The following is a 24445-nucleotide window of genomic DNA, read 5'->3' as shown; positions in this document are numbered from 1 at the left end:
CGGGCCCGGCCCTCAGGCTGTCTCGAGCAGGATGCGCGCGATCACCGCCAGCACCAGGACCACGACCGCGATACCGAGCCAGCGCCAGCGCGACCGGCGGCCACCACCGGGTCGGGCATCGGAGCCGTCATCGCGGCGGCGGAAGACGAACTCGGCACGCCCGAAACGGACATGGTCGCCGTCCTTCAGCACGGCCTCGTGCACCTTTTCGTCGTTCACCCAGGTCCCGTTGGTGGAGAGCAGGTTGACCACCCGGCACTCGCCCCCGTCGTTGACCAGCCAGGCATGCTGCGAGGACACGCTGCCCTCCTGCAGGACGATGTCGTTGTCCGCCTGGCGACCGACCGAGCGCTTGCCCGGCTTGAGCGTCAGGCGCTGCTGGCCGAAGGGCTCGGAGAGCCCCACCAGCACCGGATGGCCACCGGGCGGGGTCTCCTCGCCGGCGGGGTCGGTCGCCGCCTCCGGCTCGGGCACGGCCTGTCCCTGAAACAGCATCGTGCCCTGCGGCCCGCTGCGGCCGCCATCTCTGCGTCGTCCCTGATCGCTCATACATCCCCCTGCTTCTCGAGCCGTGACCCGGCCCTGCTCTTCGGGCTTGCACCCGGTCGAGTATGCACGGGCTGCACGCGCCAAAACAACGAATGCGTCACAGCATGAGGCGGCCTGCTATGCTCCGGAGACCCACCCGTCACGACCAGCCAACACGACAAGGAGTCTGAACATGGAACAGGACGCAACCAGCACGGCCGACCTTCGCGCACTGATCGAACCACTCGTTCGCGGGAAGTTCTGGATGCAGCTGATCGGCATCATGCTGATCATCTCCGGCGTACTCACCGCGCTGTCGATCATCGGCATCATCATCGCGTGGATCCCGATCTGGGCCGGCGTGGTTCTGATGCAGGCCGCCGGTGCCTCCCAGCGCGCCTACGAAAGCGGCGACCCCGAGGCGATCAAGTACGCGCTCGGGCGCCTGCGGATCTACTTCACGATCTTCGGTGTGCTGCTGCTGATCTACCTGATCCTGATGGTGCTGGGCATGATCTTCGGGATCGGCGCCGGACTGATGGGTATGGGGGGCATGAGCGGCGCCATGTAGGTACCCTCGCCCGGGGCTCGGGCCAGAAAAGGAGTCATGGCTTGGATAACACCAGGCGCCCACGGGCCCTCTGGGACCCGCTGCACCGGGAAGACACCGCGGTTCAACAGGCGTTCGACGCCTGGCACCGCCAGGCGCGTATCCCGCAGGTCCGCTATGTCGCGCTGCTGACGGCCCTGATGTACCTCCTGTTCAGCGCCGTCGAACAGTCTGTGGCGGCGGACCTGCACAGCGAACGGCTGGTCGCGCATGCGATGCTGGTGCCCGGCCTGCTGCTGGCGGTGGCCGCGATGAGCCTGCGGGCCCCGCTGCAACGGCCGATGTGGGCCCTGCTGATGGTAGCGCCGGTGATCGCGAATGGCGCCAATCTCTATCTGAACACCGGATCGCCGCAGTTCCTGGTGTTCGCCCCCGAGATCTACCTCAGCATCATGTGGACCTTCGCAATATCGGGCCTGCCGCTGCGCCCGGCCACGATGGCCGCCACCGCCATCGTGGCGCAGGTGATTGTCGCGGCCTTTCGCGATCCCATGCAGGGCGAGCTGATCCAGCTGCATCTCCTGTGGGTGCTGGCCGCCTTCAGCTTCGGCGCGCTGAGTGCCTTCATGCTGGAGCATGCGCGCAAGCACAGCTTCCTGCAGCAACGCCAGTTGGAACGCTCGGCGCAGGTCGACGAGCTGACCTCGCTATGGAACCGCGCCCATATCGAGCGCCTGTTCGAGGCGGAGCGGGCCCGCACCGAGCGCTACGGCGAACCGTTCTCGGTGATCCTGCTGGACATCGACCACTTCAAGGCGGTGAACGATACCTGGGGGCACAGTGCCGGTGACCGCGTGCTGCGACAGTTCGCGGACCTGCTGCGCCAGAACCTGCGCGAGGTGGATGCGATCGGCCGGATCGGGGGCGAGGAGTTCTTCGTGCTGCTACCGCAGACGCCCGTCACGCAGGCACAGGGGGTCGCCCGTGACCTGCAGGCCCGTATCAATGCCTTCGACTTCGAGACGGTCGGGCGGCGCACCGCGAGCTTCGGCGTGACCGAATACCGGCCGGGCGAGAGCCGGGTCGACACCTTTGATCGTGCCGACCAGGCCCTGTATGCGGCGAAGGAGAACGGCCGCGACCGCATCGAGGTGCGGTAGGGCGTCCTGACCCGGGCCAGCCCCGCTGGCCTACACCTCGCGGTAGATCTTCGCGCCCTTCTCGACGAACTCGACCGCCTTTTCCTGCAGGCCCTTCTTCAGGGCCTCGTCCTCGCTGATGCCCTGCGCCGCGGCGTAGTCGCGCACGTCCTGGGTGATCTTCATCGAGCAGAAGTTGGGGCCGCACATGGAGCAGAAGTGGGCGACCTTGTGCGCATCCTTGGGCAGGGTCTCGTCGTGGAATTCACGCGCGCGCTCCGGATCCAGCGCGAGGTTGAACTGGTCCTCCCAGCGGAATTCGAAGCGTGCCTTGCTGAGTGCGTTGTCCTGCAGCTGCGCGCCGGGGAAACCCTTGGCCAGGTCGGCGGCGTGGGCGGCGATCTTGTAGGTGATGATGCCGTCGCGTACGTCCTGCTTGTTGGGCAGGCCCAGGTGTTCCTTCGGTGTCACGTAGCAGAGCATCGCGGTGCCGTACCAGCCGATATTGGCCGCGCCGATGCCGGAGGTGATGTGGTCGTAGGCCGGGGCGATGTCGGTGACCAGCGGGCCGAGGGTATAGAACGGCGCCTCGAAGCAGTCTTCCAGCTCCTTGTCGACGTTCTCCTTCACCTTCTGCAGCGGCACGTGGCCGGGGCCCTCGATCATCACCTGCACGTCGTGCGCCCAGGCCTTCTGCGTCAGCTCGCCCAGGGTCTCCAGCTCGCCGAACTGCGCGGCGTCGTTGGCGTCCGCCAGGCAGCCGGGGCGCAGGCCGTCGCCCAGCGAGAAGGAGACGTCGAACGCCTTCATGATCTCGCAGATCTCGTCGAAGCGGGTGTAGAGGAAGTTCTCCTCGTGATGCGCCAGGCACCACTTGGCCATGATCGAGCCGCCGCGCGAGACGATGCCGGTCACGCGGTCGGCGGTCAGCGGCACGTACTGCAAGCGCACGCCGGCGTGGATGGTGAAGTAGTCCACGCCCTGTTCGGCCTGCTCGATCAGGGTGTCGCGGAACAGCTCCCAGGTCAGGTCCTCCGGCTTGCCGTCGACCTTCTCCAGCGCCTGGTAGATCGGCACGGTGCCGATCGGCACCGGCGAGTTGCGCAGGATCCACTCGCGGGTCTCGTGGATGTTCTTGCCGGTGGACAGGTCCATCAGGGTGTCGCCGCCCCAGCGCGCGGACCATACGAGCTTCTCGACCTCCTCCTCGATCGAAGAGGAGACCGCGGAGTTGCCGATGTTGGTGTTGACCTTCACGCGGAAGTTGCGGCCGATGATCATCGGCTCCAGCTCCGGGTGGTTGATGTTGGCCGGGATGATCGCGCGGCCACGGGCGATTTCGTCACGCACGAACTCGGGCGTGATCGCCTCGGGGATGGACGCCCCGAAGGACTCGCCGGCGTGCTGGCGCAGCAGCTTCTTGTAGCGCGGGTCGGCGCGCAGCTCCTGCAGGCGGTTGTTCTCGCGGATGGCGACGAACTCCATCTCCGGGGTGACAACCCCCTGGCGGGCGTAGTGCATCTGCGAGACGTTCGCCCCGGACTTCGCCCGGCGCGGCGGGCGGATGTGCTCGAAGCGTAGGCTGGCCAGTTCCGGGTCGGCGGCGCGGACGCGGCCGTATTCGGAACTGGGGCCATCCTGCCATTCGGTGTCGCCGCGCTCGTCGATCCACGGGCCGCGCAGGTCCGCCAGGCCCCGGTGCAGGTCGATGCTCGCCTCGGGGTCGGTGTAGGGGCCGGAGGTGTCGTACACCGGGATCGGCGGGTTCTCCTCGGGCGTGCCGGAGGTCATCGTCGGCGTCTGCGCGACCTCGCGATACGGCACGCGGATGTCCGCGCGCGACCCCTCGACGTAGCGCTTCTCGGAGTTCGGGAACGGGCGGGTGACCTCCGCGGAGACCTCGGCGGTCTTGCGGGCAAACGACTCGGGGATGGCGCTCATGATCGGACCTCTGCTGTCGCGTGAGGCGAAGGGAGCGCGGGCAGGGCGATCGCGGGGGCAGGGACCCCGGGTACAGCAGACCGTTGACCGAGCTTCCCTCCGCCGGTGTTAACCGGTTCAGGTTCAAGGGGACTCTCTCAGCCCGCATCCACGGCGGGCACCCCCAGCTCTGATCCACGAGTCTAGCGCAGAACGGCGGCCTCGACACGAAACAAGTCCGCGCGGGCCACGGTGTTTTGCGTTAGATTATGGCTTTGTGACAACCTTCGCGCCGCCATGTCCCCCAAGAACTTCGTCTTCGAGTTGTTTGGCCGTTCCCCGGTGCGCCCGCTGCAGGCGCACATGGAGAAGATCCGCGCCTGCATCGCCGAGCTCCCCCCGTTCATGGAGGCCATGGCGCGCGATGACTGGGAGACCGCGCGCGAGCAGCAGCGCAAGATCGCGAAGCTGGAGCGCGAGGCCGACCGCCTGAAGAAGGACCTGCGGCTGCACCTGCCCAAGGGCATGATGCTGGCGATGTCGCGCCGCGACGTGCTGGATACCCTGCTGATCCAGGATCGCATCGCCAACATGGCGAAGGACATCGCCGGGCTGATGCTGGGCCGCCAGATGCAGTTCCCCGACAACATGCGGGAACCGATCAAGCGCTTCCTCGACCGCAGTGTGGATGCGGTCGATCAGGCCGGTCGGGCAATCAACGAACTGGACGAGCTGGTGGAGGCGGGTTTCCGCGGCCACGAGGTCGAGGTCGTCAACGGCATCCTCACCGAGCTGGACCAGATCGAGCACGAATCCGACGAGGCCCAGCGCGAGGTGCGCGAGATCCTGTTCGCCCAGGAGGCGGAGCTGCCCCCGGTTAACGTGATCTTCATGTACCGCGTGATCGACTCGATCGGCGAGCTGGCCGACCTGGCCCAGCGTGTAGGCAGCCGCCTGCAACTGATGCTGGCGAAGTAACAGGCCATACCAAGTAAGGAACCGAGGACCGCATGGAATACAGCACCCTGTTGCTCGGCCTTGCAGTGATCTTCGGCCTGTTCATGGCCTGGGGCATCGGCGCCAATGACGTCGCCAATGCGATGGGTACCTCGGTCGGCTCGCGCGCGCTGACCATCCGCCAGGCGGTCTTTGTCGCCGCGATCTTCGTATTCTCCGGGGCCTGGCTCGCCGGCGGCGAGGTCACCCAGACCATCCGCAGCGGGATGGTCGACTCCAGCCTGATGGCGGACAACCCCGAACTGCTCGTGTACGGGATGCTGGCCGCGCTGGCCGCAGCCGGAACATGGCTGCTCGTGGCCTCCTACTTCGGCTGGCCGGTCTCCACGACCCACTCCATCATCGGCGCGATCGTCGGCTTTGCCGTGGTGGGGCTGGGGTTCGAGGTGGTGCGCTGGGAGCGCGTCGGGACCATTGCGATGTCCTGGGTGGTCTCGCCCATGGTCGGCGGCATGATTGCGTTTGCCCTGTTCCGCAGTGTGCAGATCCTGATCCTGGACACCGTCGATCCGCTGAAGAACGCCAAGCGCTGGGCCCCGCTATACATCTTCCTGACGGCCTTCGTCACCGCCCTGGTCACGATGTTCAAGGGGCTGACCCATGTCGGGCTGGATCTGACGACGCTGCAGGCCTATGGCTTCGCCACCCTGGTAAGCGCGGTGGTGGTCGTGCTCGGGATGATGGCGATCCGCCGCCTGCGCTTCGACGACCCCACGGGCGTGGGCGAAGAGGGCTCCCATTTTGCCAATGTCGAGAAGGTGTTCGGCGTCCAGATGGTGGTGACCGGCTGCGCGATGGCCTTCGCCCTGGGCTCCAACGACGTCGCCAATGCGGTGGGGCCGCTAGCCGCGGTCGTGGACGTGATCCAGACCGGCGATGTGAGCACCGAGACGGTCGTGCCGATGTGGGTGCTGCTGCTGGGCGGGTTCGGGATCGTCTTCGGCCTGTTCACCTACGGCCACAAGGTCATCGCGACCGTCGGCACCGGCATCACCCAGCTCACGCCCAGTCGTGGCTATGCGGCCACGGCCGCGGCGGCGGCGACCGTGGTGCTGGCCTCGGGCACCGGCTTGCCGATCTCCACCACGCACACCCTGGTCGGCGCGATCCTCGGGGTGGGCCTGGCGCGCGGGATCGCCGCGATCAACCTGGGGCTGGTGCGGATGATCTTCCTGTCCTGGATCGTGACCCTGCCGGCCGGGGCCATCCTCGCGGTGGTCTACTTCTACATCCTGCGCGGCATCCTCGGGTAAGCTCGGGGCATTCATTCCACACCCCGCACGCATTCCGTCCGGTCAGGACGAACAACTCAGCTGGATGCCGCTGGCCCACGCCGGGGGCAGATCGGCATAGGCCTCGAACTCGGGCTGCTCGTCGAACGGCCGGGCGAGAATCCGCTGCAGGCGCAGCACCTCGGAGGGGTCACCGGCCTCGGCCCGCTCGATCGCGGCCTGCGCCAGGTGGTTGCGCAGGATGTACTTCGGGTTGACCGCGTTCATCGCCGCCCGGCGCGCATCCGCCGCCCGGGCTTCCTGCGCCAGGCGTGCCTGGTAGCGCGACCACCATGCCTGCCAGGCGGCCCGATCCTCCAGTTCCAATTCCAGCTGCGCGCGCGTCTCCGCCTGCTCCAGATCCGGCAACTGGCGGAAAAAGCGGGTGTAGTCCACGCCCTCGGCCGCCATGCGGGCCAGCAGGTCCTGGATCAGGGCCTCGTCGCCTTCCTGCGCCGCCTGCAGGCCGAGTTTCGCCCGCATGCGCGCGAGCCAGGCACGGCGGTACTGCGGCTGGAAATCCTCCAGCAAGGCCTTGGCGCGCTCGATCGCCGCCTCCCGGGTAGGGTCGGCGAAGTAAATCACCAGGGTCTCGGCCAGGCGGATCAGGTTCCACTGCGCGATCTGCGGCTGCTGATCGAAGGCGTAGCGCCCGCCCTGGTCGGTGTGGTTGCAGATGTAGCCGGGGTCGAAGGCATCCATGAAGGCGAACGGACCATAGTCGATGGTCAGCCCGGCCAGACTCATGTTGTCGGTGTTCATCACCCCGTGACAAAACCCGATGGCCTGCCAGTCCGCGATCATCTCCGCGGTGCGTCCAATCACCGCCTCCAGCATCGCAGCCACCGGATCTTCGGCATCCACCAGCTCCGGATAGTCGTGCGCCAGGGCATAGTCGATCAGCTCCTGCAGGCGCGCGCTGTAGCCGTTGTAGTGGAAGTACTCGAAATGGCCGAAGCGGATGAAAGACGGCGCCGCCCGCAGCACGATGGCCCCCGGTTCGATGCGCTCGCGATAGACCCGCAGACTGGAACCAAACAGCGCCACGGCCCGCGTGGTAGGCACACCCAGCGCCGCCATCGCCTCGGAGACCAGGTACTCGCGCACCGAGGACCTGACAACCGCACGACCGTCCGCCCCTCGCGAGTACCGGGTTGGTCCAGCCCCCTTGACCTGCAGTTCCCAGGTCTCGCCCCGGGCGGTTCGGATCTCGCCGAGCAGCTTGGCGCGACCATCCCCCAACTGTGGCACGAATACTCCGAACTGATGACCGGCATACACCGATGCCAGGGGTTCGGCGCCCGGCAGCTCGCTCCCCCGGGTACAGGCCCCCAACCACGGATCGCGCTCCAACGCGGCCGGGTCCAGGTCCAGGCGATCGCACATGTCGGGGCTTGCGGCCAGGCAGTTGGCGCCGGGAAACGGGGCCGGGGCGGGCCGGTCATAAAAAGCCTCCGGCAACCGGGCGAAGCGGTTGATCCACTCCAGTTCCGTATCGGGGAGGTCAGATTGTGCAGGGTCGTGGACCGACATGGGGCAGCTCGGCAGGTTGCGGTGTCAGGGGTTATCATGCGCGTCGCAACGACCCCGGTTCAGGAACCCACGGCGGTCGCACGTTCATTCCCCGGCCGGGGCCCGTGGCCACCGGCCGTCCGCATGCATCCCGGAGGCAAGCCCCGTGTCCGAACAAGACAACCCCAAGCCGCAGAACCTGAAGACCAGCGAACGCCTGGTGTGGCTCGGCTTCATGCTGTTCTTCGTGGTCGTGCTGGCGATCTACATCGCCCGCGGCAACGGTCTGGAACAGGATCTGTCGGAGGCCAACCGCGACCTGCTGCAGGCGCAGATGCAACTGCAGCAGTACACCCGCCACGAAGTCCCGCGCCCGGTGGAACTGGGTCTGACCAACGCCCACATCCAGGACCTGCAACGCCGCGGCATGGTGCGCCCGAATGAGCGCCTGGCCGACGACCTGATGCCGCAGACCGACCTGATCCCCCACGAGGCCCCGGCGGGCGAGGAATACGCCTTCCGCCGCGACGGCATCCACGTACTCAACCACCAATGGGTGCTGGCGAACTTCGAGGGTGACTCCGCGCATGGCCAGTTGCTGCTGGCCTACGAGGTCGTCCACGGCAACGTGCACTGGGAAGTGCTGGAGTCCACGCTGGATCGCAGGTAAGGCTCGCGGCGAACGGGGTCGCGCTCTCCCCGTGTCCGTCCGGCAAGGCCCTCTGCGTCAGGTATCCGCGCGGGCCAGCGCGGCCAGGTGTTCGCGCGCCGCTGCGGCTTGGCGGCGGACCTGGTCCGGGGCGGTCCCCCCAGTGAGGTTGCGCGCCGCCGCCGAGCCCTCCGGCGTCAGCACCGCGAAGACATCCTCGCCCACCGCCGGGCTGATCGCCTGCAGCTCTGCCAGCGGCAGCTCCGCCAGATCCACCCCGCGTTCCTGGGCGATGCGCACCGCCCGGCCGACCACCTCGTGGGCGTCGCGGAAGGCCACGCCGCGACCAACCAGGTAATCCGCCAGGTCGGTCGCGGTGGCAAAGCCCTTGCGAGTCGCGGCCAGGGTGTTCTCCCGCCGCACCTCGAGGTTCGGCACCATGTCGCCGAAGGCGCGCAGCGACCCGAGCAGGGTATCGACGGTGTCGAACAAAGGCTCCTTGTCCTCCTGGTTGTCCTTGTTGTAGGCCAGCGGCTGGCTCTTCATCAGGGTCAGCAGGGACATCAGGTGGCCATAGACGCGGCCGGTCTTTCCGCGCACCAGCTCGGGCACGTCCGGGTTCTTCTTCTGCGGCATGATCGAGGAACCGGTGCAGTAGCGGTCCGGTAGCTCGATGAAGGCGAACTGGGCGCTGGTCCACAGCACCAGCTCCTCGGCCTGGCGCGACAGGTGCATCATCAGGGTCGCCGCGGCCGCGGTGATTTCGATGGCGAAATCACGATCGGAGACGGCGTCCAGGGAGTTGCGGGTCACGCCATCAAAGCCCAGCAAGTCGGCCGTGTATTCGCGATCCAGCGGATACGGCGTACCGGCCAGCGCGGCCGCGCCCAGCGGCAGGATGTTCACCCGACGACGCGCGTCACGCAGGCGCTCGGCATCGCGCTCCAGCATCTCGTACCAGGCCAGCATGTGGTGGCCGAAGGTGACCGGCTGCGCGGTCTGCAGGTGGGTGAAGCCCGGCATCACCGTCTCCGCCTCGCGTTCGGCCAGGGCGACCAGACCGTCCTGGTAGCCGCGGATCAGGCGCAGGATGTCGTCGATGCTCGCACGCAGCCACAGCCGGATGTCGGTGGCGATCTGGTCATTGCGCGAGCGCCCGGTGTGCAGCTTCTTGCCAACGTCACCGATGCGCTCGATCAGCCGTGCCTCGATGTTCATGTGCACGTCCTCGCGCCCGACCTGCCAGTCGAACGCACCGGCGGCGATCTCGTCGCGGATCGCGTCCAGCCCCTCGAGGATCTGCGCGGCCTCGGCGTCGGTCAGCACCCCGACCTTCGCCAGCATGCGTGCATGGGCCTGGGAGCCCTGGATGTCCTCGCGATACAGACGGCGGTCGAACGCCACCGAGGCGGTGAAGCGCTCGACGAAGGCATCGGTCGGCTCGGAGAAGCGTCCGCCCCACAGCTTGGCCTCGCCGGAGGCGGCGGGTGTGGCGGCTGGCTTGTCGTGCGGGGAATCCTGCGTCATGGTGCTTCCTGAAGGGACTTGGAAAGACACGGAAGTATACGGGCACAAAGGGGGGGTGAACATGGCACGACCACGTCCCCGGAACGAGGCCCGGTACCAGGGGAGCAACTGACGCATGGCCCAGGGGGACTCCGCCAGGCAGACCTACGGGGAGCTGTCGCCGCTGCCGGACTTCTGCAGCGCGGAGACCCTGCTGCGGGTGCTGATGGTCGCCGTGCTGCTGGCGCTGGCGGTAGCCCTGCTGCGCGGCGGGGGGCAGGACTGGCTGTCGGCCCTGGCGCTGCACGCCCTGTTCATCTTCTGGGTGGCGCTGACCAGCCTTCTGATCCTGTGCGCCCTGAAGCGCCCGCTGCACCGGCTCCCCCTGATCGCCCAGATCGTGCTGCCGCCGCTGGTGCCCATCGCCAACACGGCCATCGTCTATCGTCTGGCGGAGGAGCTGGTGCTGGCCGACCCGGCCCTGCGCTGGCCGGTGATCGGTGTGGCGACCATCCTCAGCCTGGTGGCGATGCACTACCTCTACCTGCAGGCGGCCTGGCAGCGCGAGACCCGGGCCGTGGCCGCGGCCCGCGAACAGGCGATGCGCGCCCGCCTGCGCCCGCACTTTCTCTACAACAGCATGAACACCATCGCCGGCCTGTGCCGCAGTGACCCGGAACGGGCGGAGCAGATCACCCTGGATCTGGCGGACCTGTTCCGCGCCACCTTCGCCACCGGGGACCGCCACTCGCTGCGCGAGGAGCTGGAGCTGGTCCGCGCCTTCCTCGGGATCGAGCAGACCCGCTTCGGCGAGCGCCTGGAACTGGACTGGGACTGTCCCGACCATGCCGGACTGGACGTGCCGGTGCCCACGCTGTTCCTGCAGCCGCTCGCGGAGAACGCCATCCAGCACGGGATCGCCCCGGCGCGCGGAGCGGGCCGCATCTGGGTACGCTGCCGCATGGATTCGGGCCGCGTGACGCTGATCCTCGGTAACAGCGTGGACGCGCAGGCCCGCGGCGAGGGTACCGGGACCGGCACCGAGGCCGTGCGGCTGCGGCTGCAGCACGCCTTCGGCGAGCGGGTACACTTCGAAACCGAGGGCCGTGACGGGCAATTCGAGGTCCGTATCCGGCTACCACTCGCGACCCGGGAGGGAACCCCATGAACGACCGCCCACTGGACTTGCTGGTGGCCGATGACGAGCCCATCGCCCGCCAGCGCCTGAGCGCCCTGGCCCGGGAGCTGGGGCATCGGGTGGTGGCAGAGGCCGCGCACGCCGGTGAGGTCGAGACGCGCCTGCGAGACCACATGCCGGATGCCCTGCTGCTCGATATCGATATGCCCGGCGAAACCGGGCTGGAGCTCGCGCGGCGCCTGCATGCCGCCGACCCGGGGCTGACCGTGATCCTGGTCACCGCCCATGATCGCTTCCCGCTGGAGGCCTTCGAGGCGGGGGTGCGCGACTATGTGCTGAAGCCGGTACGCCGCGAACGACTGGACCAGGCGCTGCAGCGCGCGGTGCAACAGAAGCAGGGGCGGGTCGAAACCTTTCCCAACGAGGTGCATATCACGGTGGGTCGGCGCGAGGAGCGCGTCCCGCTGGAGCGGGTCGATATCTTCATCGCCGAGGGCGGCTACGTGATGGCGCGTTCCGCGCGCCTGGCGGGTTTTGTGGATGGCCGCCTGCGGGATCTGGAGAGTCTCTACGGCCCGGCGCTGTTGCGGGTGCACCGCGGCTGCCTGGCGGTGAAGGCGTCGATCAAGGGGATCGAAACCCTCGGACCTACCGACAACCGCCTGTTGTTCCACGACGACCTGGACCCGATGCCGATCAGCCGCCGCCAGCTCCCACGGGTGCGCGAGTACCTGCGCAACGGCACCTGACTACCTGGCCCGCCCCGGACGTCCGGCGGATCAAGGCCAGGGAAACGCGCGGGATTCGGGGCCGACCGCCATGATCGTTATACTAGTGCGTTTTGAACGCCCGGCCGCCCGCGCCGTGGCTCGCCCGGACAACCCATGAAGCCTGTACGCATCGCCACCCGAAAGAGCCCGCTTGCCATGTGGCAGGCGGAACATGTCGCCGCCCGCCTGCGCGCCCGCGAACCCGAGCGCCCGGTCGAACTGGTGGGCATGACCACCCAGGGCGACCGCGTGCTGGACTCGCCGCTGGCCCGGATCGGCGGCAAGGGGCTGTTCGTGAAGGAGCTGGAGATCGCGCTGTTGGAGGACCGCGCCGACATCGCGGTGCACTCGGTGAAGGACGTGCCGATGGAGCTCCCGGAGCAGCTGGAACTCCCCGTGATCCTGGACCGCGAAGACCCGCATGATGCGTTCGTGTCCAACCGCTACGCCCATGTCGACGAGCTGCCGCAAGGTGCGCGGGTGGGCTCCTCCAGCCTGCGCCGCCAGTGCCAGCTGCGGGCCCGGCGGCCGGACCTGGAGGTGCGCGACCTGCGCGGCAACGTGAACACGCGCCTGGGCAAGCTGGATGCCGGCGAGTACGACGCGATCCTGCTGGCCGCGGCCGGGCTCAAGCGCCTCGGGTTCGACGAACGCATCCGCTCCTGCCTGGAGCCGGACGTCAGCCTCCCGGCGGTCGGCCAGGGGGCCATCGCCATCGAATGCCGCGCGGGCGACCGCGCGATCGGCGACCTGATTGCGCCGCTCAACGACCCCGACACCGCCGACCGCGTGCGTGCCGAACGCGCCTTCAACCGCCGTCTGGAGGGCGGCTGCCAGGTGCCGCTGGCGGCCCATGCCACGCTGGACGGTGACCAGCTGCACCTGGACGGACTGGTGGGCGCGGTGGATGGCAGCCGCCTGCTGCGCCGCCAGGTGGACGGGCCGCGCGGCGAGGCCGAGGCCCTGGGGATTCGCCTCGCGGACATGCTGCTGGAACTGGGGGCGGGTGAACTGCTCGCGGCCGCCCACCGCGAACACGGCCAGGACACGAAGGGGTAGACGCATGACCGCATCCGCAGACGAGAACGCCGTGGCCACCGAGGGTCAGGGTCCGCTGGCCGGCCTCGGCATCCTGGTGACCCGCCCGGCCGCCCAGGCCGAGCCCTTTTGCGAGGCGCTGGCGGCGGAGGCCGCAACGGTGATCCGTTTCCCCGTGCTGGAGATCCTGGCCCCCAGCGACCCCACCAACCTGCGCGAGATCCTGGAGCGGCTGGACCGCTTCGACATCGCGGTGTTCATCAGCCCGAACGCGGTGCAGCGCGTACTCAACCTGGCACTGGCGGAACGCGACTGGCCCGCGACCACGCAGATCGCCGCCATCGGCAACCGCACCGCGCAGGAGCTGAAGGGCTTCGGTCGCCCGGCGGATATCCTGCCCCCGCGGCGTTTCGACAGCGAGGCGCTGTTGGCGCAGGAGGCCATGCAGGACGTGGCCGGCAAGCGCGTGGTGATCTTCCGCGGCGACGGCGGGCGCGAGCTGCTGGGCGACACGCTGAAGGAACGCGGCGCCGAGGTGACCTTTGCCGAGGCCTACCGCCGCGGACGCCCCGAGGGCGATACCGGCGAACTGATGTATTCCTTCTCGCGCGGGCAGATCGACATCATCACCATCACCAGTGGCGAGGGCCTGCGCAACCTCTACGAGATGGTCGGCAAGCTGGGCCGCATGTGGCTGCGCAAGACCCCGCTGGTGGTCGGCAGCGAGCGCATCGCCGAGATCGCGCGGGAACTCGGCTTCAAGGCCGCGGTGGAAACCGCCGAGGACCCCACCGACACCGCCATGCTGGCCGCCGTCCACCGCCTGGCAGACCAACTACGCACGGACCGCACCTGATCATCCACCACGACAAGAGCCTTTCACAGGAAGACTGGAAGATCGGAAGGTTCTACAGCTTGGGCGTTGACCAAACGATCAACGCCTTGCAAGCACCAGCGTCAGGGAACTCTCTGATGCCCCCAAGAAATCTTCCTGTCTTCGCGTCTTCCTGTTCAGGCTTTTCGCCCTTGAATTTCTTCGTGCCTTCGTGCGCTTCGTGGTGAACAAGCCCTGCGAACGCCGGCGAATTTACTCGGCCGGGGTGGCGGGCTCGAAGCTGTCGTAGTAGAGCTGCTCCTGCGGCAGGCCGGCGGCGCGGAAGGCCTCGCGGGCGGCGTGGATCATGGCCGGAGGCCCGGCCATGTAGACGTCGAAGCCGGACAGGTCCGGATATTCAGCGAGCACCGCGTCGTGCGGCCAGCCGCTGACCGCGGCAAAACCGGCGGCCGTCTCGGCCGGGGTATCGGACAGGACCGGCGTGAAGCGGAAATACTCGGCGTGCTCGTCCGTCATTCGGGTGAGCCAGTCCGGGGCATAGATGCCTTCCGCCGCGCGCGCGCCCCAGAACAGGTGGTGCGGCCGATCCAGCCCCTCCGCGGCCAGGTGATCCAACATACCCTTCAGCGGTCCGAAACCGGTGCCGCCGCCGACGAACAGGCGCGGCCTCGGCGATTCCTCGTCGACGAAGAAACTGCCGAGCGGGCCCTCGATGCGCAGCAGGGCCTTGGGCTTGAGCTCCTCGAACACCATGGTGGAGAAACGCCCGCCCGGCATCTGCCGCACATGCAGTACCAGCTGGGCATCGTCATGCGGGGCGTTGGCGAGCGAGTAGCTGCGGCGGTCGCCGCCCTTCAGCAGCACGTCCAGGTACTGCCCGGCCAGGAACTGCAGGCGTTCGGTGGCCGGTAGCTGCAGGCGCAGCTCCATCACATCGTCCGCGAGGCGGTTCAGCTCCGCCACACGGCACGGCAGGGTCTTGACGACGATATCCCGGGCGGCGCCGATCTCGCGCACCTCGATCTCCAGATCGTCCACCGGGACGGCCTGGCAGAACAGGGCCATGCCGTCGGCCAGTTCGGCGTCGGTGATGCCCTGCGGCCGGGTCGGTCCGTGATCGACTTCGCCCTGCAGGACCCGCCCCTTGCAGGAGCCGCAGGCGCCATTGCGGCAGCCGTAGGGAAACGCATAGCCCTGGCGCAGGGCGGCCTCGAGGACGGTCTCGTCGTCCTCGACCTCGAACACGTGGCCACTGGGCTGAATGGTGACATCGAACGCCATGGAAACCCCCGGTCGCGGAAAGCCGATCATTCTCGCCAGTAGCAAGCGGAACGCAAGCAACCGCAATCCCGCCGGGTGGCCCGGATGGAGATCTCGCGGGAACCAGCCCTGGGGGTTTCGCCCCGCGAGCGGGTTGGGCAGAATCAGGTGCGTTCCACAAAAACGACAAGGGAATGCTATGCGTCATTTGCTGATTGCGGCCGGGGCCGGCCTGCTGCTCGCGACAGGCTGTGCCTCCAACGAGACCCGTTCCACCGATTCCAGCGACCGCGCGGCGGAGGCCGAGGCCGACGCCCCGGCCGCGACCGCGGATGTCCCGGCGGACGCACCGGTGATCCGGGTTGCCCATTCGGTGCCCTACAGTGCCGATGCCACCATCGCCAGCAATATCCGTCAGGAGTGCAACCTGGAGGAACAGTTCTCCGAGTTCATCGCCCACTATGGCGCCGACCAGGGCCTGCGCTTCGAACGCGAGGCGAGCGTCGACCCCTCCGCCGGGGGTCAGGTACTGGTGGTGGAACTGACCGACGCGGTCAGTGGCGGCAATGCCTGGATCGGCCATCGCAAGGTCACCGAGGCCGCCGGCACGCTCTACAGCGATGGTGAGGAAGAGGCCAGCTTTACCTCGCGGCGCTTCTCCGGTGGCGGTGCGTTTGGAGGCTTCAAGGGGTCGTGCTCGGTGCTCGGCCGCACGGTACAGGCGATGGGCCGCGATATCGCGACCTGGTCGGCGGCGCCGGAGGATGGCGCCCACCTGGGCGACTAGTCGCAGGCGGCGGGAGCCCGCGCAACCCGCGGGCCCGGTGCGTCGTCCGTCACCCGCTGCATCCAGTCGACCAGACGGGTGGCGGTGGTCGGCCAGTCCGGGGCGTGCAGGAGCAGGTGCGGCCAGTGCGGTTCGGTCCAGACCTCCGCCCGATGCCCGGGGTGCGCGCGGGCGGCGGCGCATACCGAGGGTTTCAGGATTGTCCCGTCCTGCTCGCCCCACAAATAGACCACCGGGACCGTCACGTGGTGGATGTAATCGGTGGCGTACTGCGCGAGCCAGACCACGCCGGCATAGGTATCCAACCGCACTCGGCGGATGACCTGCGGGTCGTTGGCGAATCGCTCCACCGCGGCGGGGTCCAGGCTGTCGGCGTAGTCGGGGTCGATGGTGAGCGTCAGGCCCCCGGCCAGGGTCTCGCCGGTGCGCACCGCGGCGTCCCAGAACCCGCGCGCGGGTATGCCGCCACGCAGGCCCGGGGCCACCGCGATCACGCCGGCGACATCGAGTTCCGGATACGTCGCGAGGCTCGCCAGTGCGGCCGAGCCCCCCATGCTCTCCCCCATCAGGAAGACGGGCCGGTCCGGATCCTCCGCGCGGGCGGCATGGACCATCGCAACCACATCCTCGATCACGGGCTGCATCCCGGGCCAGCGCCCATGCGGCTCGCTGGCGCCATGCCCGCGCTGATCCAGGGCGTGAACGCTGTACCCGCGTTCGGCCAGCCACGGACCGAGGGAGGCATACGCCCCGGCATGGTCGCGGAAGCTGTGCAGGGCGATCACGACCGCGGCCGGGGCATCGGCCGGCCAGTGGCGGATGCGGTCGGGCGCAATCGCGGTCGCGGTGGGGGTTTGCTCTGCAGGGGTTGAGTCCGCCCGCATCGAGTCACGCTCCGGGACGGCGGCACAGCCGGCCAGAGCCAGCAGCACGCCCGGCAGCAGCCAGCCACCGGCCCGGACAGCGCGGCGGCTCACGCGTCATAACCCCAGGTCATCCCAGATCTCGTCAACCCGGCGTTTCACCGCCTCGTCCATGGCGATTGGTCGCCCCCATTCGCGATCCGTCTCGCCCGGCCACTTGGAGGTGGCGTCCATGCCCATCTTCGATCCGAGCCCGGACACCGGGGAGGCGAAGTCCAGGTAGTCGATCGGGGTGTTTTCGACCAGCGTGGTATCCCGCGCCGGGTCCATGCGCGTGGTGATGGCCCAGATCACGTCATTCCATTCGCGGGTGTTCACATCGTCATCGACCACGATCACGAATTTGGTGTACATGAACTGACGCAGGAACGACCACACGCCCATCATCACGCGCTTGGCATGGCCCGGGTACTGCTTGCGCATGGAGACTACGGCAAGGCGGTAGGAGCAACCCTCGGGGGGCAGGTAGAAGTCCACGATCTCCGGGAACTGCTTCTGCAGGATCGGGATAAAGACCTCGTTCAGGGCCACGCCGAGGACGGCGGGTTCATCTGGGGGGCGGCCGGTGTAGGTGGAGTGATAGATCGGGTCGTCGCGGTGGGTAATCCGGTCAATGGTGAACACCGGGAACTCGTCGACCTCGTTGTAGTAGCCGGTATGGTCGCCGAACGGGCCTTCGGGCGCGGTGTCGCCCGGGTGGATATGGCCCTCCAGCACGAACTCGGCCGACGCCGGCACCTCGAGGTCCGAACCCATGCAACGGGTAACCTCCGTACGGCTGCCACGCAGCAGGCCGGCAAAGGCATATTCCGACAGGGTGTCGGGCACCGGGGTCACGGCGCCGAGGATGGTAGCGGGGTCGGCGCCCAGGGCTACGGCAATCGGAAACGGTTCTCCGGGATGGGCGCGGGTCCACTCCTGGAAATCCAGCGCGCCGCCACGATGCGACAACCAGCGCATGATCAACCGGTTGCGACCGATCACCTGCTGGCGATAGATGCCCAGGTTCTGGCGTGACTTCTCGGGGCCGCGCGTGACCACCAGGCCCCAGGTGATCAGTGGCCCGGCGTCCCCGGGCCAGCAGGTCTGCACCGGGAGGGTCGACAGGTCGACCGCGTCGCCTTCGATCACATGGCGCTGGCAGGCGGCCCCGCGGGTCTTCTTCGGGGCCATGTCCAGGACCTTGCGGAAGACCGGCAACTGCTCCCAGGCGGCCTTTAATCCCTTGGGCGGATCCGGCTGTTTGAGGAAGGCGAGCAGACGTCCCACCTCACGCAGGGCCTCGACCGAGTCCTCGCCCATACCCATGGCCACCCGCTCGGGAGTACCGAAGAGATTGGCCAGTACCGGGATGTCGGATCCGGTGGGGTTCTCGAACAACAGCGCCGGGCCGCCAGCGCGCAAGACGCGGTCGGCGATCTCGGTCATCTCGAGGTTCGGGTCCACCTCGCGGGTGATGCGACGCAGCTCGCCGCGCTGTTCGAGGCCGTCGATGAAATCACGCAGGTCCTTGTACTTCACGGGTCGCTCCCAGTGGTCAGGCGGGCCGGTGAGGGGTCTCGGCTAGTCGGAGAATTCCGCCCAGACCGGGGCATGGTCGGAAGGACGCTCCCAGGAGCGCGGTTCGCGATCGATGCCGGCGGCCTGCAGGCGCGCCTGCAGTGGCGCGCTGGCCAGGACCAGGTCGATGCGCAGGCCGCGGTTGCGGCGGAACGACGCGGCGCGATAGTCGAACCAGGAGAACTCCGCCTCCGGCTGGTCGAAGGCGCGGAAGGTATCGACCAGGCCCAGACCGGTGAGGGCTGCCAGGGCCTCACGTTCGGGCGTGGAGCAGAGGATGCGTTCGTGCCAGGCCTCGGGGTCGTGGACATCACGATCGTCGGGGGCAATGTTGAAGTCGCCCAGAACCACCAGATTCGGATGCCGGGCGATCTCGTCGGCCAGCCAGTCGCGCATGCGTGCCAGCCAGTCGAGCTTGTAGGCGTATTTCTCGGTGCCGACGTTCTCGCCATTGACCACGTACAGGTTGACCACGCGGATGTCGCCGATGGTGGCGGCCAGGATACGGCGCTGGGCATCCTCGAGCCCGGGCGGATCGGTGACGACCTCGGTCGCCTCGGTGCGCGACAGGATCGCCACGCCGTTGTAGGTCTTCTGGCCCGAGTACACCACCTGGTAGCCGGCATCCTGAATGGCGGCCACGGGGAAGTTCTCATCGGTCAGCTTGGTTTCCTGCAGCGCCAGGATGTCGGTGCGCGAGCTCGAGAGCCACTCGAGCACCTGCGGCAGGCGCACCTTCAGCGAATTGACGTTCCAGCTGGCGATCTTCACGCGGCGTCCTCCAGGCCGCTGTGGCGCAACAGGGCATCGATCTCGGGATCACGACCCCGGAACGCCCGGAAGGAATCAGCGGCGGGCCGTGAGGCTCCCGCCTCGAGGATCTCGTGCAGGTAGGCGGCGCCGACTTCCGGGGAGAACAGGCCCTCTTCCTCGAAGCGGCCAAAGGCGTCCGCGGACAGGACCTCGGCCCACTTGTAGCTGTAATAGCCGGCGGCATAGCCGCCGGCGAAGATGTGGCCAAAGCCGTGGGCGAAGCGGTTGAATTCCGGCGGATGCACCACCGCGATCTCTTCCCGAACCGCCTCCAGCAGGTGCTGGATGGCGGCCGCGTCGCCCGGGGGCGGACCGGCGTGCAGGCGCATATCGAACAGGGAAAACTCGACCTGGCGCAGCAGCTGCAGGGCGGCATGGAAGTGACGCGTGCCCAGAAGACGCTGGTAGAGGTCCTCGGGCATCGCCTCCCCGGTCTCGTGGTGACGGGCAAACAGGTCCAGGGCCTCGCGCTCCCAGCACCAGTTCTCCATGAACTGGCTGGGGAGTTCCACCGCATCCCACTCGACCCCGTTGATGCCGGCGATGTCCGGTTCGTCGACGCGGGTCAGCATGTGGTGGAGTCCATGCCCGAATTCGTGGAACAGGGTGATCACCTCGTCATGGGTGAACAGGGCGGCCTTGCCGTCCACCGGAGGGGTGGAGTTGCAGGTCATGTACGCGACCGGCAGTTGGGCGCGATCACCCGAGACAAAGCGGTTGCGGCAGACATCCATCCAGGCGCCCCCGCGCTTGTTCTTGCGGGCGTAGAGATCGAAGTAGAAGCCGGCGCGTTCCGCGCCTTTCGCGTCAAAAATACGGTAGAAGCGGACATCATCATGCCAGGTCTCGACGCTGTCGTCAGGCTCGAAGCGGACCTGGAACAGGCGCTGGACCAGGCCGAACAGGCCGTTCACGGCCTGGTCGGCGGGGAAATAGGGCTTCAGCATCTCCTGACTCAGGCCCAGGCGCCGTTCGCGCATCTTCTCCGCGGCGAAGGCCATGTCCCAGGCCTCCAGGGTCTCCAGATCGAGCTCGTCCCGCGCAAAGCTCTGCAATTCCTCGAGGTCGCGTTCCGCCCGGGGGCGTGCGCGGTGGGCAAGATCCAGCAGGAACCCTTCGACCTGTTCGGCGCTGGTGGCCATCTTGGTCGCCAGCGAACGCTCGGCATAGTGGGCGAAGCCCGTCAGATCTGCCTTTTCCGCGCGCAGCTGCAGGAGCTCGACCATGATCTCGGAGTTGTCATGGTTGCCGGCCCCCGGCCCGCGATCGGAGGCTCGCGTGGTGAAGGCCTCATAAACCCGGTAACGCAGCTCGCGATCCTCGGCATGGGTCATCACCGCGAGGTAACTCGGGATGTCGAGGGTGACGACGAAGCCCGACTGATCATGGTCGCGGGCGTTCTGGGCGAGCATGGCGCGATCCGACTCGGGGATGCCCGCCAGGGCCGCGGGATCATCGGTCTGCCAGGTCCACGCCTGGGTGGCATCGAGCACATTCTCCTCGAAACGAGCAGTGAGCTCGGACAACCGGGCGTTGATCGCGCGCAGCCGGTCGCGCTGGGGCTCGGGAAGGTCCACGCCGCTGAGATGAAAATCGCGCAGCATGTCGTCCAGGACCTTGCGCCGGGGGGCCGGGAGATCTCCATATTCGTCGCTGTCGGCCAGGGCACGGACGGCGCGGTACAGTCCCTGATGCTGCGAAACCCAGCTGCCATAGTCGGAAAGCAGGGGCAGGCTGGCGTTGTAGGCCTCGCGGATCGCGGGGCCGTTCATCACGGCGTTCAGGTGGCCGACCGGGGACCAGACGGCATCCAGACGGGCATCCAGTTCCTGCAGTGGTCGGATCAGCGAATCCCAGCTCGGCTGGTCTCCGGCCGCTTCCACGAGACGGTCGATCTCGGTTCGATTCTCGACCAGCACGGTTTCCACCGCCGGCAGCACGTGTTCGGGTTCAATGGAGCGGAAGGCGGGCAGCCGGTCGGTCTGCAGCAGGGGATTGGACACGGTCTCTCCAGGGGTCGGGTGAGCCAGGGTCGCGCGAACCGATCAAGACACGCGGGCGCGACTGCCTGCGGATTATGCCATTCGGACCGCATCCCCGGGAGGGTGTTCCCCCTGGGGATGCGAGCCGGTTCAGGGCGAGGTGTCCGGTGGGGGTCCGATGGGGTCGAAGGCTTGATAGCCCGCGAGGCGGGCCAGCGGACCCAGGGCCCAGTGCCTGCGCAGGGCGGAAAAGTCAGCTACCGCGGTGTTGTATCGCGCGAGTGCGTCGGTAATGGCCTGATCCAGGGCTGCGACGCGTTCCGGGGTGCGCCCGACAAGGGCCGGTGCATATTCGTTTTCTTCTGATAATTCAGACAGATAGCTGTCCCACGCGGCTCGAATGCTGCGCTCGGTTCGGGCCAGCGCGGGGAGATCGCCGCGGCGTCGGGCAGCCTCCTGCGCACGCAGGGCGGTCTGGACGTCGACGAGCGGATCGGGGTCGGCCAATCCCATCATGTGCAGGACGCCGTTGCGTTGCGTAAGCAGTGTGTCCAGGCGATCCCAGGCGGACACCACCTGGCGCTCGTGGATCGCGAGGTGGGTGTGGACGCGGAAGCCGACAAGGCTCAGGACCACGAGCGTCAGGATGACAGCCAGGACCTCCATACGCGGGTGCTGAAGTCGGGGCGTGGCGGGGTCCGTCAGATATCGACGTTCTCCGCGCTCAATGCGCGCGACTCGATAAAATCGCGCCGGGGTTCGACCTGGTCACCCATCAGCGTGGTGAAGATCTCGTCGGCCCGGATCGCATCTTCCACGCGGACCTGCAGGAGGCGGCGGGATTCCGGGTTCATGGTGGTTTCCCACAACTGATCCGGGTTCATTTCGCCCAGACCCTTGTAACGCTGGGTGGCCAGGCCGCGGCGGCCTTCGTGCAGGAGCCATTCCATCGCTTCCGAGAATCCCTCGATCAGGTGGACCCGCTCGCCGCGCTTCATGTAGGCGCCTTCGTCCAGCAACGCATTGAGTCGGGCAGAAAGGTCCAGCACAGCCTGGAAATCACGCGAGGCCAGCGTATCGTCGTTGATGTACTGGGACAGGGCCGCGCCGTGCTCGATCCGGTCCAGGCTCAGCTGGGCGTGGCCGTCGCGGTCGGTCACCGCCCCCAGGCTGTAGCGCGTCGCGCCGGCCTTGTCGCTGGAGAGCCCCTTGAGGATGCGGGCGAACCAGGCCTGCACCTCCGGATTGGTGACGCTGCGCGGTTCCGGGATGGCGTCGGCCTCGAGCATCGCCCAGAGGATGCGCGGGTCGTACATGCGGCCCAGGCGCTCGACCGCGCGGGCGGCCTTCTGGTAGCCCTTCACCAGGTCTTCGAAGGCCTCGCCGGTGATGGGCGGGGCGTCCGGGCTGGGATAGAGCGCGGCACCATCCAGGGCCAGCGAGATCACGATCTCGCCCATCTCCGCCTCGTCGCGCACGTATTGTTCGCGCTTGCCCCGCTTGATCTTGTACAGCGGCGGCTGGGCGATATAGACATGGCCACGTTCGATCAGCTCCGGCATCTGGCGGAAGAAGAACGTGAGCAGAAGGGTTCGGATATGGGAGCCGTCCACGTCGGCATCCGTCATGATGATGATGCGGTGGTAGCGCAGCTTGTCCGGGTCGTACTCTTCCTTGCCGATACCGCAGCCCAGGGCGGTAATCAGGGTCCCGACCTCGGCCGAGCCGAGCATGCGGTCAAAGCGCGCCCGTTCGACATTCAGGATCTTGCCCTTCAGCGGCAGAATGGCCTGGAAATGACGGTCCCGCCCCTGCTTGGCCGATCCGCCCGCGGAGTCCCCCTCCACGAGGTAGAGCTCGGACTGGGCCGGATCCTTCTCCTGGCAGTCGGCCAGCTTGCCGGGGAGCCCGGCGATATCCAGGGCCCCCTTGCGGCGGGTCACCTCGCGGGCCTTGCGGGCGGCCTCGCGAGCACGCGCGGCGTCCAGAACCTTCTCCGTAATCGCCTTGGCCTCCTGCGGATTCTCCAGCAGGAAGTTGTTGAGGGCGTCCGACAGCACACTCTCCACAATCGGCTTGACCTCTGAGGAGACCAGCTTGTCCTTGGTCTGGGAGGAGAACTTCGGATCGGGCACCTTCACCGACAGCACGGCCGTCAGGCCCTCGCGCATGTCGTCGCCCGCCGTGGCCACCTTGGCCTTCTTGATGAGGCCTTCATTCTCCAGGTACTGGTTGATGGTGCGCGTCAGCGCCGCGCGGAAGCCCGCCATGTGGGAGCCACCATCGCGCTGCGGGATGTTGTTGGTGTAGCAGAAGATATTCTCCTGGTAGGAGTCATTCCACTGCAGCGCCACCTCGACCGCATAGTCATCCCGCATCTGGTCGGCATAGACCACGGTAGGATGCAACGCGGTCTTCTTCTGGTTGAGATGCTCGACGAAGGCCCGAATCCCGCCCTCGAAGACGAACGTCTCCTCGCGGTTGTCGCGATGATCGCGCAAGGTGATGCGGACCCCCGAGTTCAGGAACGACAGTTCGCGCAGACGCTTGGCCAGCACCTCGTAGTGAAAGTTGATGTCGGTAAAGATCTCGGGGCTGGGCCGGAACCATACGCGGGTGCCGTGGCGGTCGGTCGTGCCGGCTTCGGCCAGCGGCGCCGCGGGGACCCCGAGGTGGTAGGTCTGTTCGTGGCGCTTGCCGTCGCGATGGATCTCGAGGCGCAGCTCTTCCGAAAGGGCGTTCACGACCGAGACACCCACACCGTGAAGCCCGCCGGAGACCTTGTACGAGTTGTTGTCGAACTTCCCGCCGGCGTGCAGGACGGTGAGGATAACCTCGGCCGCGGACTTGCCTTCTTCTTCGTGGATATCCACCGGGATACCGCGACCGTTGTCGCTGACGGAGACCGCGTTGTCCTCGTGGATCGTGACCTCGATGCTGTCGCAGTAACCGGCCAGGGCCTCGTCGATGGAGTTATCGACGACCTCGAAGACCATGTGGTGCAGGCCCGTCCCGTCATCGGTATCGCCGATGTACATCCCGGGTCGCTTGCGCACGGCGTCGAGACCCTTGAGGACACGGATCTGGGAAGAATCGTAGGCGGCGGGATCTTGGGATTCGATATCGGACATGCAGGTGGTCATCCGGCGAGTTGCAGACACGCCAGTATAGCGCAAAGACGGGGGCAACCGGGGGGGCGGGCTTCGAGAGGCTACAGGAGCGTCGGGGCAGGCGGGATTCGGGAAAG

At 67.5% G+C, this 24445-nt stretch carries 21 protein-coding genes and 1 riboswitch; of the genes, 10 read left to right on the top strand and 11 right to left on the bottom strand.

All coding sequences use genetic code 11. From position 1 onward, the window contains the following. Nucleotides 1-12: 12 nt before the first annotated feature. Nucleotides 13-495, bottom strand: a complete 483-nt coding sequence (locus F614_RS0104310) for an FHA domain-containing protein (RefSeq protein ID WP_018878226.1) — start codon at nucleotides 493-495, stop codon at nucleotides 13-15. A gap of 226 nt (nucleotides 496-721) precedes the next feature. Here F614_RS0104310 and F614_RS0104305 point away from each other — a divergent pair, with 226 nt between their 5' ends. Together F614_RS0104305 and F614_RS0104300 are read left to right on the top strand one after the other, a co-directional pair. Further along, a complete protein-coding gene (locus F614_RS0104305; protein WP_018876807.1) occupies nucleotides 722-1099 on the top strand; it encodes a DUF5362 family protein in 378 nt (125 codons plus the stop codon). 41 nt (nucleotides 1100-1140) lie between these two features. Continuing rightward, nucleotides 1141-2238, top strand: a complete 1098-nt coding sequence (locus tag F614_RS0104300) for a diguanylate cyclase (RefSeq protein ID WP_019558348.1) — start codon at nucleotides 1141-1143, stop codon at nucleotides 2236-2238. A 30-nt stretch (nucleotides 2239-2268) separates the two neighbouring features. Here the strand turns inward: F614_RS0104300 and thiC are convergent, their stop codons facing one another. After that, a complete protein-coding gene (gene thiC / locus F614_RS0104295) occupies nucleotides 2269-4158 on the bottom strand; it encodes a phosphomethylpyrimidine synthase ThiC (protein ID WP_019558347.1) in 1890 nt (629 codons plus the stop codon). Between the two features lie 77 nt (nucleotides 4159-4235). Continuing rightward, nucleotides 4236-4333: riboswitch (TPP riboswitch) on the bottom strand. Nucleotides 4334-4434: 101 nt separating this feature from the next. Here thiC and F614_RS0104290 point away from each other — a divergent pair. Both F614_RS0104290 and F614_RS0104285 read left to right on the top strand, forming a co-directional pair. Continuing rightward, a complete protein-coding gene (locus F614_RS0104290; protein WP_018867589.1) occupies nucleotides 4435-5115 on the top strand; it encodes a TIGR00153 family protein in 681 nt (226 codons plus the stop codon). 32 nt (nucleotides 5116-5147) lie between these two features. Continuing rightward, nucleotides 5148-6407: an inorganic phosphate transporter gene (locus tag F614_RS0104285; RefSeq protein ID WP_018881984.1), complete on the top strand. Its 1260-nt coding sequence runs from the start codon at nucleotides 5148-5150 to the stop codon at nucleotides 6405-6407. A gap of 42 nt (nucleotides 6408-6449) precedes the next feature. On the opposite strand, the gene F614_RS0104280 is transcribed toward F614_RS0104285, so the two are convergent. Then, nucleotides 6450-7958 (bottom strand): YdiU family protein, encoded by a 1509-nt coding sequence (locus tag F614_RS0104280; RefSeq protein ID WP_019558346.1) that lies wholly within the window; start codon nucleotides 7956-7958, stop codon nucleotides 6450-6452. A gap of 145 nt (nucleotides 7959-8103) precedes the next feature. Here F614_RS0104280 and F614_RS0104275 point away from each other — a divergent pair, with 145 nt between their 5' ends. Next, entirely contained in the window at nucleotides 8104-8607 is a 504-nt protein-coding gene (locus F614_RS0104275; protein ID WP_018867592.1) for a hypothetical protein, read from the top strand. A 57-nt stretch (nucleotides 8608-8664) separates the two neighbouring features. On the opposite strand, the gene argH is transcribed toward F614_RS0104275, so the two are convergent. Then, nucleotides 8665-10113: an argininosuccinate lyase gene (argH, locus tag F614_RS0104270; RefSeq protein WP_019558345.1), complete on the bottom strand. Its 1449-nt coding sequence runs from the start codon at nucleotides 10111-10113 to the stop codon at nucleotides 8665-8667. 115 nt (nucleotides 10114-10228) lie between these two features. On the opposite strand from argH, the gene F614_RS0104265 reads away from it, so the two are divergent. The 4 genes from F614_RS0104265 (at nucleotide 10229) to F614_RS0104250 (ending at nucleotide 13894) form a co-directional block, all read left to right on the top strand. Beyond that, nucleotides 10229-11260, top strand: a complete 1032-nt coding sequence (locus F614_RS0104265) for a sensor histidine kinase (RefSeq protein ID WP_019558344.1) — start codon at nucleotides 10229-10231, stop codon at nucleotides 11258-11260. After that, nucleotides 11257-11979, top strand: a complete 723-nt coding sequence (locus tag F614_RS0104260; RefSeq protein ID WP_019558343.1) for a LytTR family DNA-binding domain-containing protein — start codon at nucleotides 11257-11259, stop codon at nucleotides 11977-11979. The genes F614_RS0104265 and F614_RS0104260 overlap by 4 nt, the downstream gene beginning before the upstream one ends. Before the next feature lie 135 nt (nucleotides 11980-12114). Further along, the gene (hemC, locus tag F614_RS0104255) at nucleotides 12115-13059 is read left to right on the top strand and encodes a hydroxymethylbilane synthase (protein WP_081618404.1); all 945 of its coding nucleotides are present in this window, start codon (nucleotides 12115-12117) and stop codon (nucleotides 13057-13059) included. Nucleotides 13060-13063: 4 nt separating this feature from the next. Further along, complete coding sequence (locus tag F614_RS0104250) at nucleotides 13064-13894, top strand: uroporphyrinogen-III synthase (protein ID WP_018867597.1); 831 nt, start codon at nucleotides 13064-13066, stop codon at nucleotides 13892-13894. A 231-nt stretch (nucleotides 13895-14125) separates the two neighbouring features. Here the strand turns inward: F614_RS0104250 and F614_RS0104245 are convergent, their stop codons facing one another. Then, on the bottom strand, nucleotides 14126-15154 hold the full coding sequence (locus F614_RS0104245; protein WP_018876801.1) for a CDP-6-deoxy-delta-3,4-glucoseen reductase: 1029 nt from the start codon (nucleotides 15152-15154) through the stop codon (nucleotides 14126-14128). 178 nt (nucleotides 15155-15332) lie between these two features. On the opposite strand from F614_RS0104245, the gene F614_RS0104240 reads away from it, so the two are divergent. After that, on the top strand, nucleotides 15333-15920 hold the full coding sequence (locus F614_RS0104240) for a hypothetical protein (protein ID WP_018876800.1): 588 nt from the start codon (nucleotides 15333-15335) through the stop codon (nucleotides 15918-15920). Here F614_RS0104240 and F614_RS0104235 read toward each other — a convergent pair. The 6 genes from F614_RS0104235 to gyrB form a co-directional block, all read right to left on the bottom strand. Next, complete coding sequence (locus tag F614_RS0104235) at nucleotides 15917-16897, bottom strand: alpha/beta fold hydrolase (protein ID WP_018876799.1); 981 nt, start codon at nucleotides 16895-16897, stop codon at nucleotides 15917-15919. The genes F614_RS0104240 and F614_RS0104235 overlap by 4 nt on opposite strands. 3 nt (nucleotides 16898-16900) lie before the next feature. Next, on the bottom strand, nucleotides 16901-18364 hold the full coding sequence (gene ubiD / locus F614_RS0104230; RefSeq protein WP_018876798.1) for a 4-hydroxy-3-polyprenylbenzoate decarboxylase: 1464 nt from the start codon (nucleotides 18362-18364) through the stop codon (nucleotides 16901-16903). 42 nt (nucleotides 18365-18406) lie between these two features. Then, nucleotides 18407-19174: an exodeoxyribonuclease III gene (gene xth, locus F614_RS0104225; protein ID WP_018876797.1), complete on the bottom strand. Its 768-nt coding sequence runs from the start codon at nucleotides 19172-19174 to the stop codon at nucleotides 18407-18409. Further along, nucleotides 19171-21219 (bottom strand): M3 family metallopeptidase, encoded by a 2049-nt coding sequence (locus tag F614_RS0104220; RefSeq protein ID WP_019558342.1) that lies wholly within the window; start codon nucleotides 21217-21219, stop codon nucleotides 19171-19173. The genes xth and F614_RS0104220 overlap by 4 nt, the downstream gene beginning before the upstream one ends. A gap of 129 nt (nucleotides 21220-21348) precedes the next feature. Further along, on the bottom strand, nucleotides 21349-21864 hold the full coding sequence (locus F614_RS0104215) for a hypothetical protein (protein WP_019558341.1): 516 nt from the start codon (nucleotides 21862-21864) through the stop codon (nucleotides 21349-21351). Between the two features lie 35 nt (nucleotides 21865-21899). Further along, nucleotides 21900-24329: a DNA topoisomerase (ATP-hydrolyzing) subunit B gene (gene gyrB / locus F614_RS0104210; RefSeq protein WP_019558340.1), complete on the bottom strand. Its 2430-nt coding sequence runs from the start codon at nucleotides 24327-24329 to the stop codon at nucleotides 21900-21902. Nucleotides 24330-24445 lie beyond the last annotated feature (116 nt).

The sequence above is a fragment of the Thioalkalivibrio sp. ALE12 genome (assembly GCF_000381105.1).
Classification (GTDB): Bacteria; Pseudomonadota; Gammaproteobacteria; order Ectothiorhodospirales; family Ectothiorhodospiraceae; genus Thioalkalivibrio.
This window is presented reverse-complemented; position numbering and strand designations above follow the sequence as displayed.

What these genes read in the sequence shown, in the direction of transcription:
- thiC (WP_019558347.1), bottom strand. Translation starts at nt 4,158, where the DNA reads ATGAGCGCCATCCCCGAGTCGTTTGCCCGCAAGACCGCCGAGGTCTCC.
- argH (WP_019558345.1), bottom strand. Translation starts at nt 10,113, where the DNA reads ATGACGCAGGATTCCCCGCACGACAAGCCAGCCGCCACACCCGCCGCC.
- F614_RS0104215 (WP_019558341.1), bottom strand. Translation starts at nt 21,864, where the DNA reads ATGGAGGTCCTGGCTGTCATCCTGACGCTCGTGGTCCTGAGCCTTGTC.
- hemC (WP_081618404.1), top strand. Translation starts at nt 12,115, where the DNA reads ATGAAGCCTGTACGCATCGCCACCCGAAAGAGCCCGCTTGCCATGTGG.
- F614_RS0104290 (WP_018867589.1), top strand. Translation starts at nt 4,435, where the DNA reads ATGTCCCCCAAGAACTTCGTCTTCGAGTTGTTTGGCCGTTCCCCGGTG.
- F614_RS0104265 (WP_019558344.1), top strand. Translation starts at nt 10,229, where the DNA reads ATGGCCCAGGGGGACTCCGCCAGGCAGACCTACGGGGAGCTGTCGCCG.
- F614_RS0104305 (WP_018876807.1), top strand. Translation starts at nt 722, where the DNA reads ATGGAACAGGACGCAACCAGCACGGCCGACCTTCGCGCACTGATCGAA.
- F614_RS0104260 (WP_019558343.1), top strand. Translation starts at nt 11,257, where the DNA reads ATGAACGACCGCCCACTGGACTTGCTGGTGGCCGATGACGAGCCCATC.
- F614_RS0104250 (WP_018867597.1), top strand. Translation starts at nt 13,064, where the DNA reads ATGACCGCATCCGCAGACGAGAACGCCGTGGCCACCGAGGGTCAGGGT.
- F614_RS0104240 (WP_018876800.1), top strand. Translation starts at nt 15,333, where the DNA reads ATGCGTCATTTGCTGATTGCGGCCGGGGCCGGCCTGCTGCTCGCGACA.
- F614_RS0104280 (WP_019558346.1), bottom strand. Translation starts at nt 7,958, where the DNA reads ATGTCGGTCCACGACCCTGCACAATCTGACCTCCCCGATACGGAACTG.
- F614_RS0104245 (WP_018876801.1), bottom strand. Translation starts at nt 15,154, where the DNA reads ATGGCGTTCGATGTCACCATTCAGCCCAGTGGCCACGTGTTCGAGGTC.
- F614_RS0104310 (WP_018878226.1), bottom strand. Translation starts at nt 495, where the DNA reads ATGCTGTTTCAGGGACAGGCCGTGCCCGAGCCGGAGGCGGCGACCGAC.
- gyrB (WP_019558340.1), bottom strand. Translation starts at nt 24,329, where the DNA reads ATGTCCGATATCGAATCCCAAGATCCCGCCGCCTACGATTCTTCCCAG.
- F614_RS0104285 (WP_018881984.1), top strand. Translation starts at nt 5,148, where the DNA reads ATGGAATACAGCACCCTGTTGCTCGGCCTTGCAGTGATCTTCGGCCTG.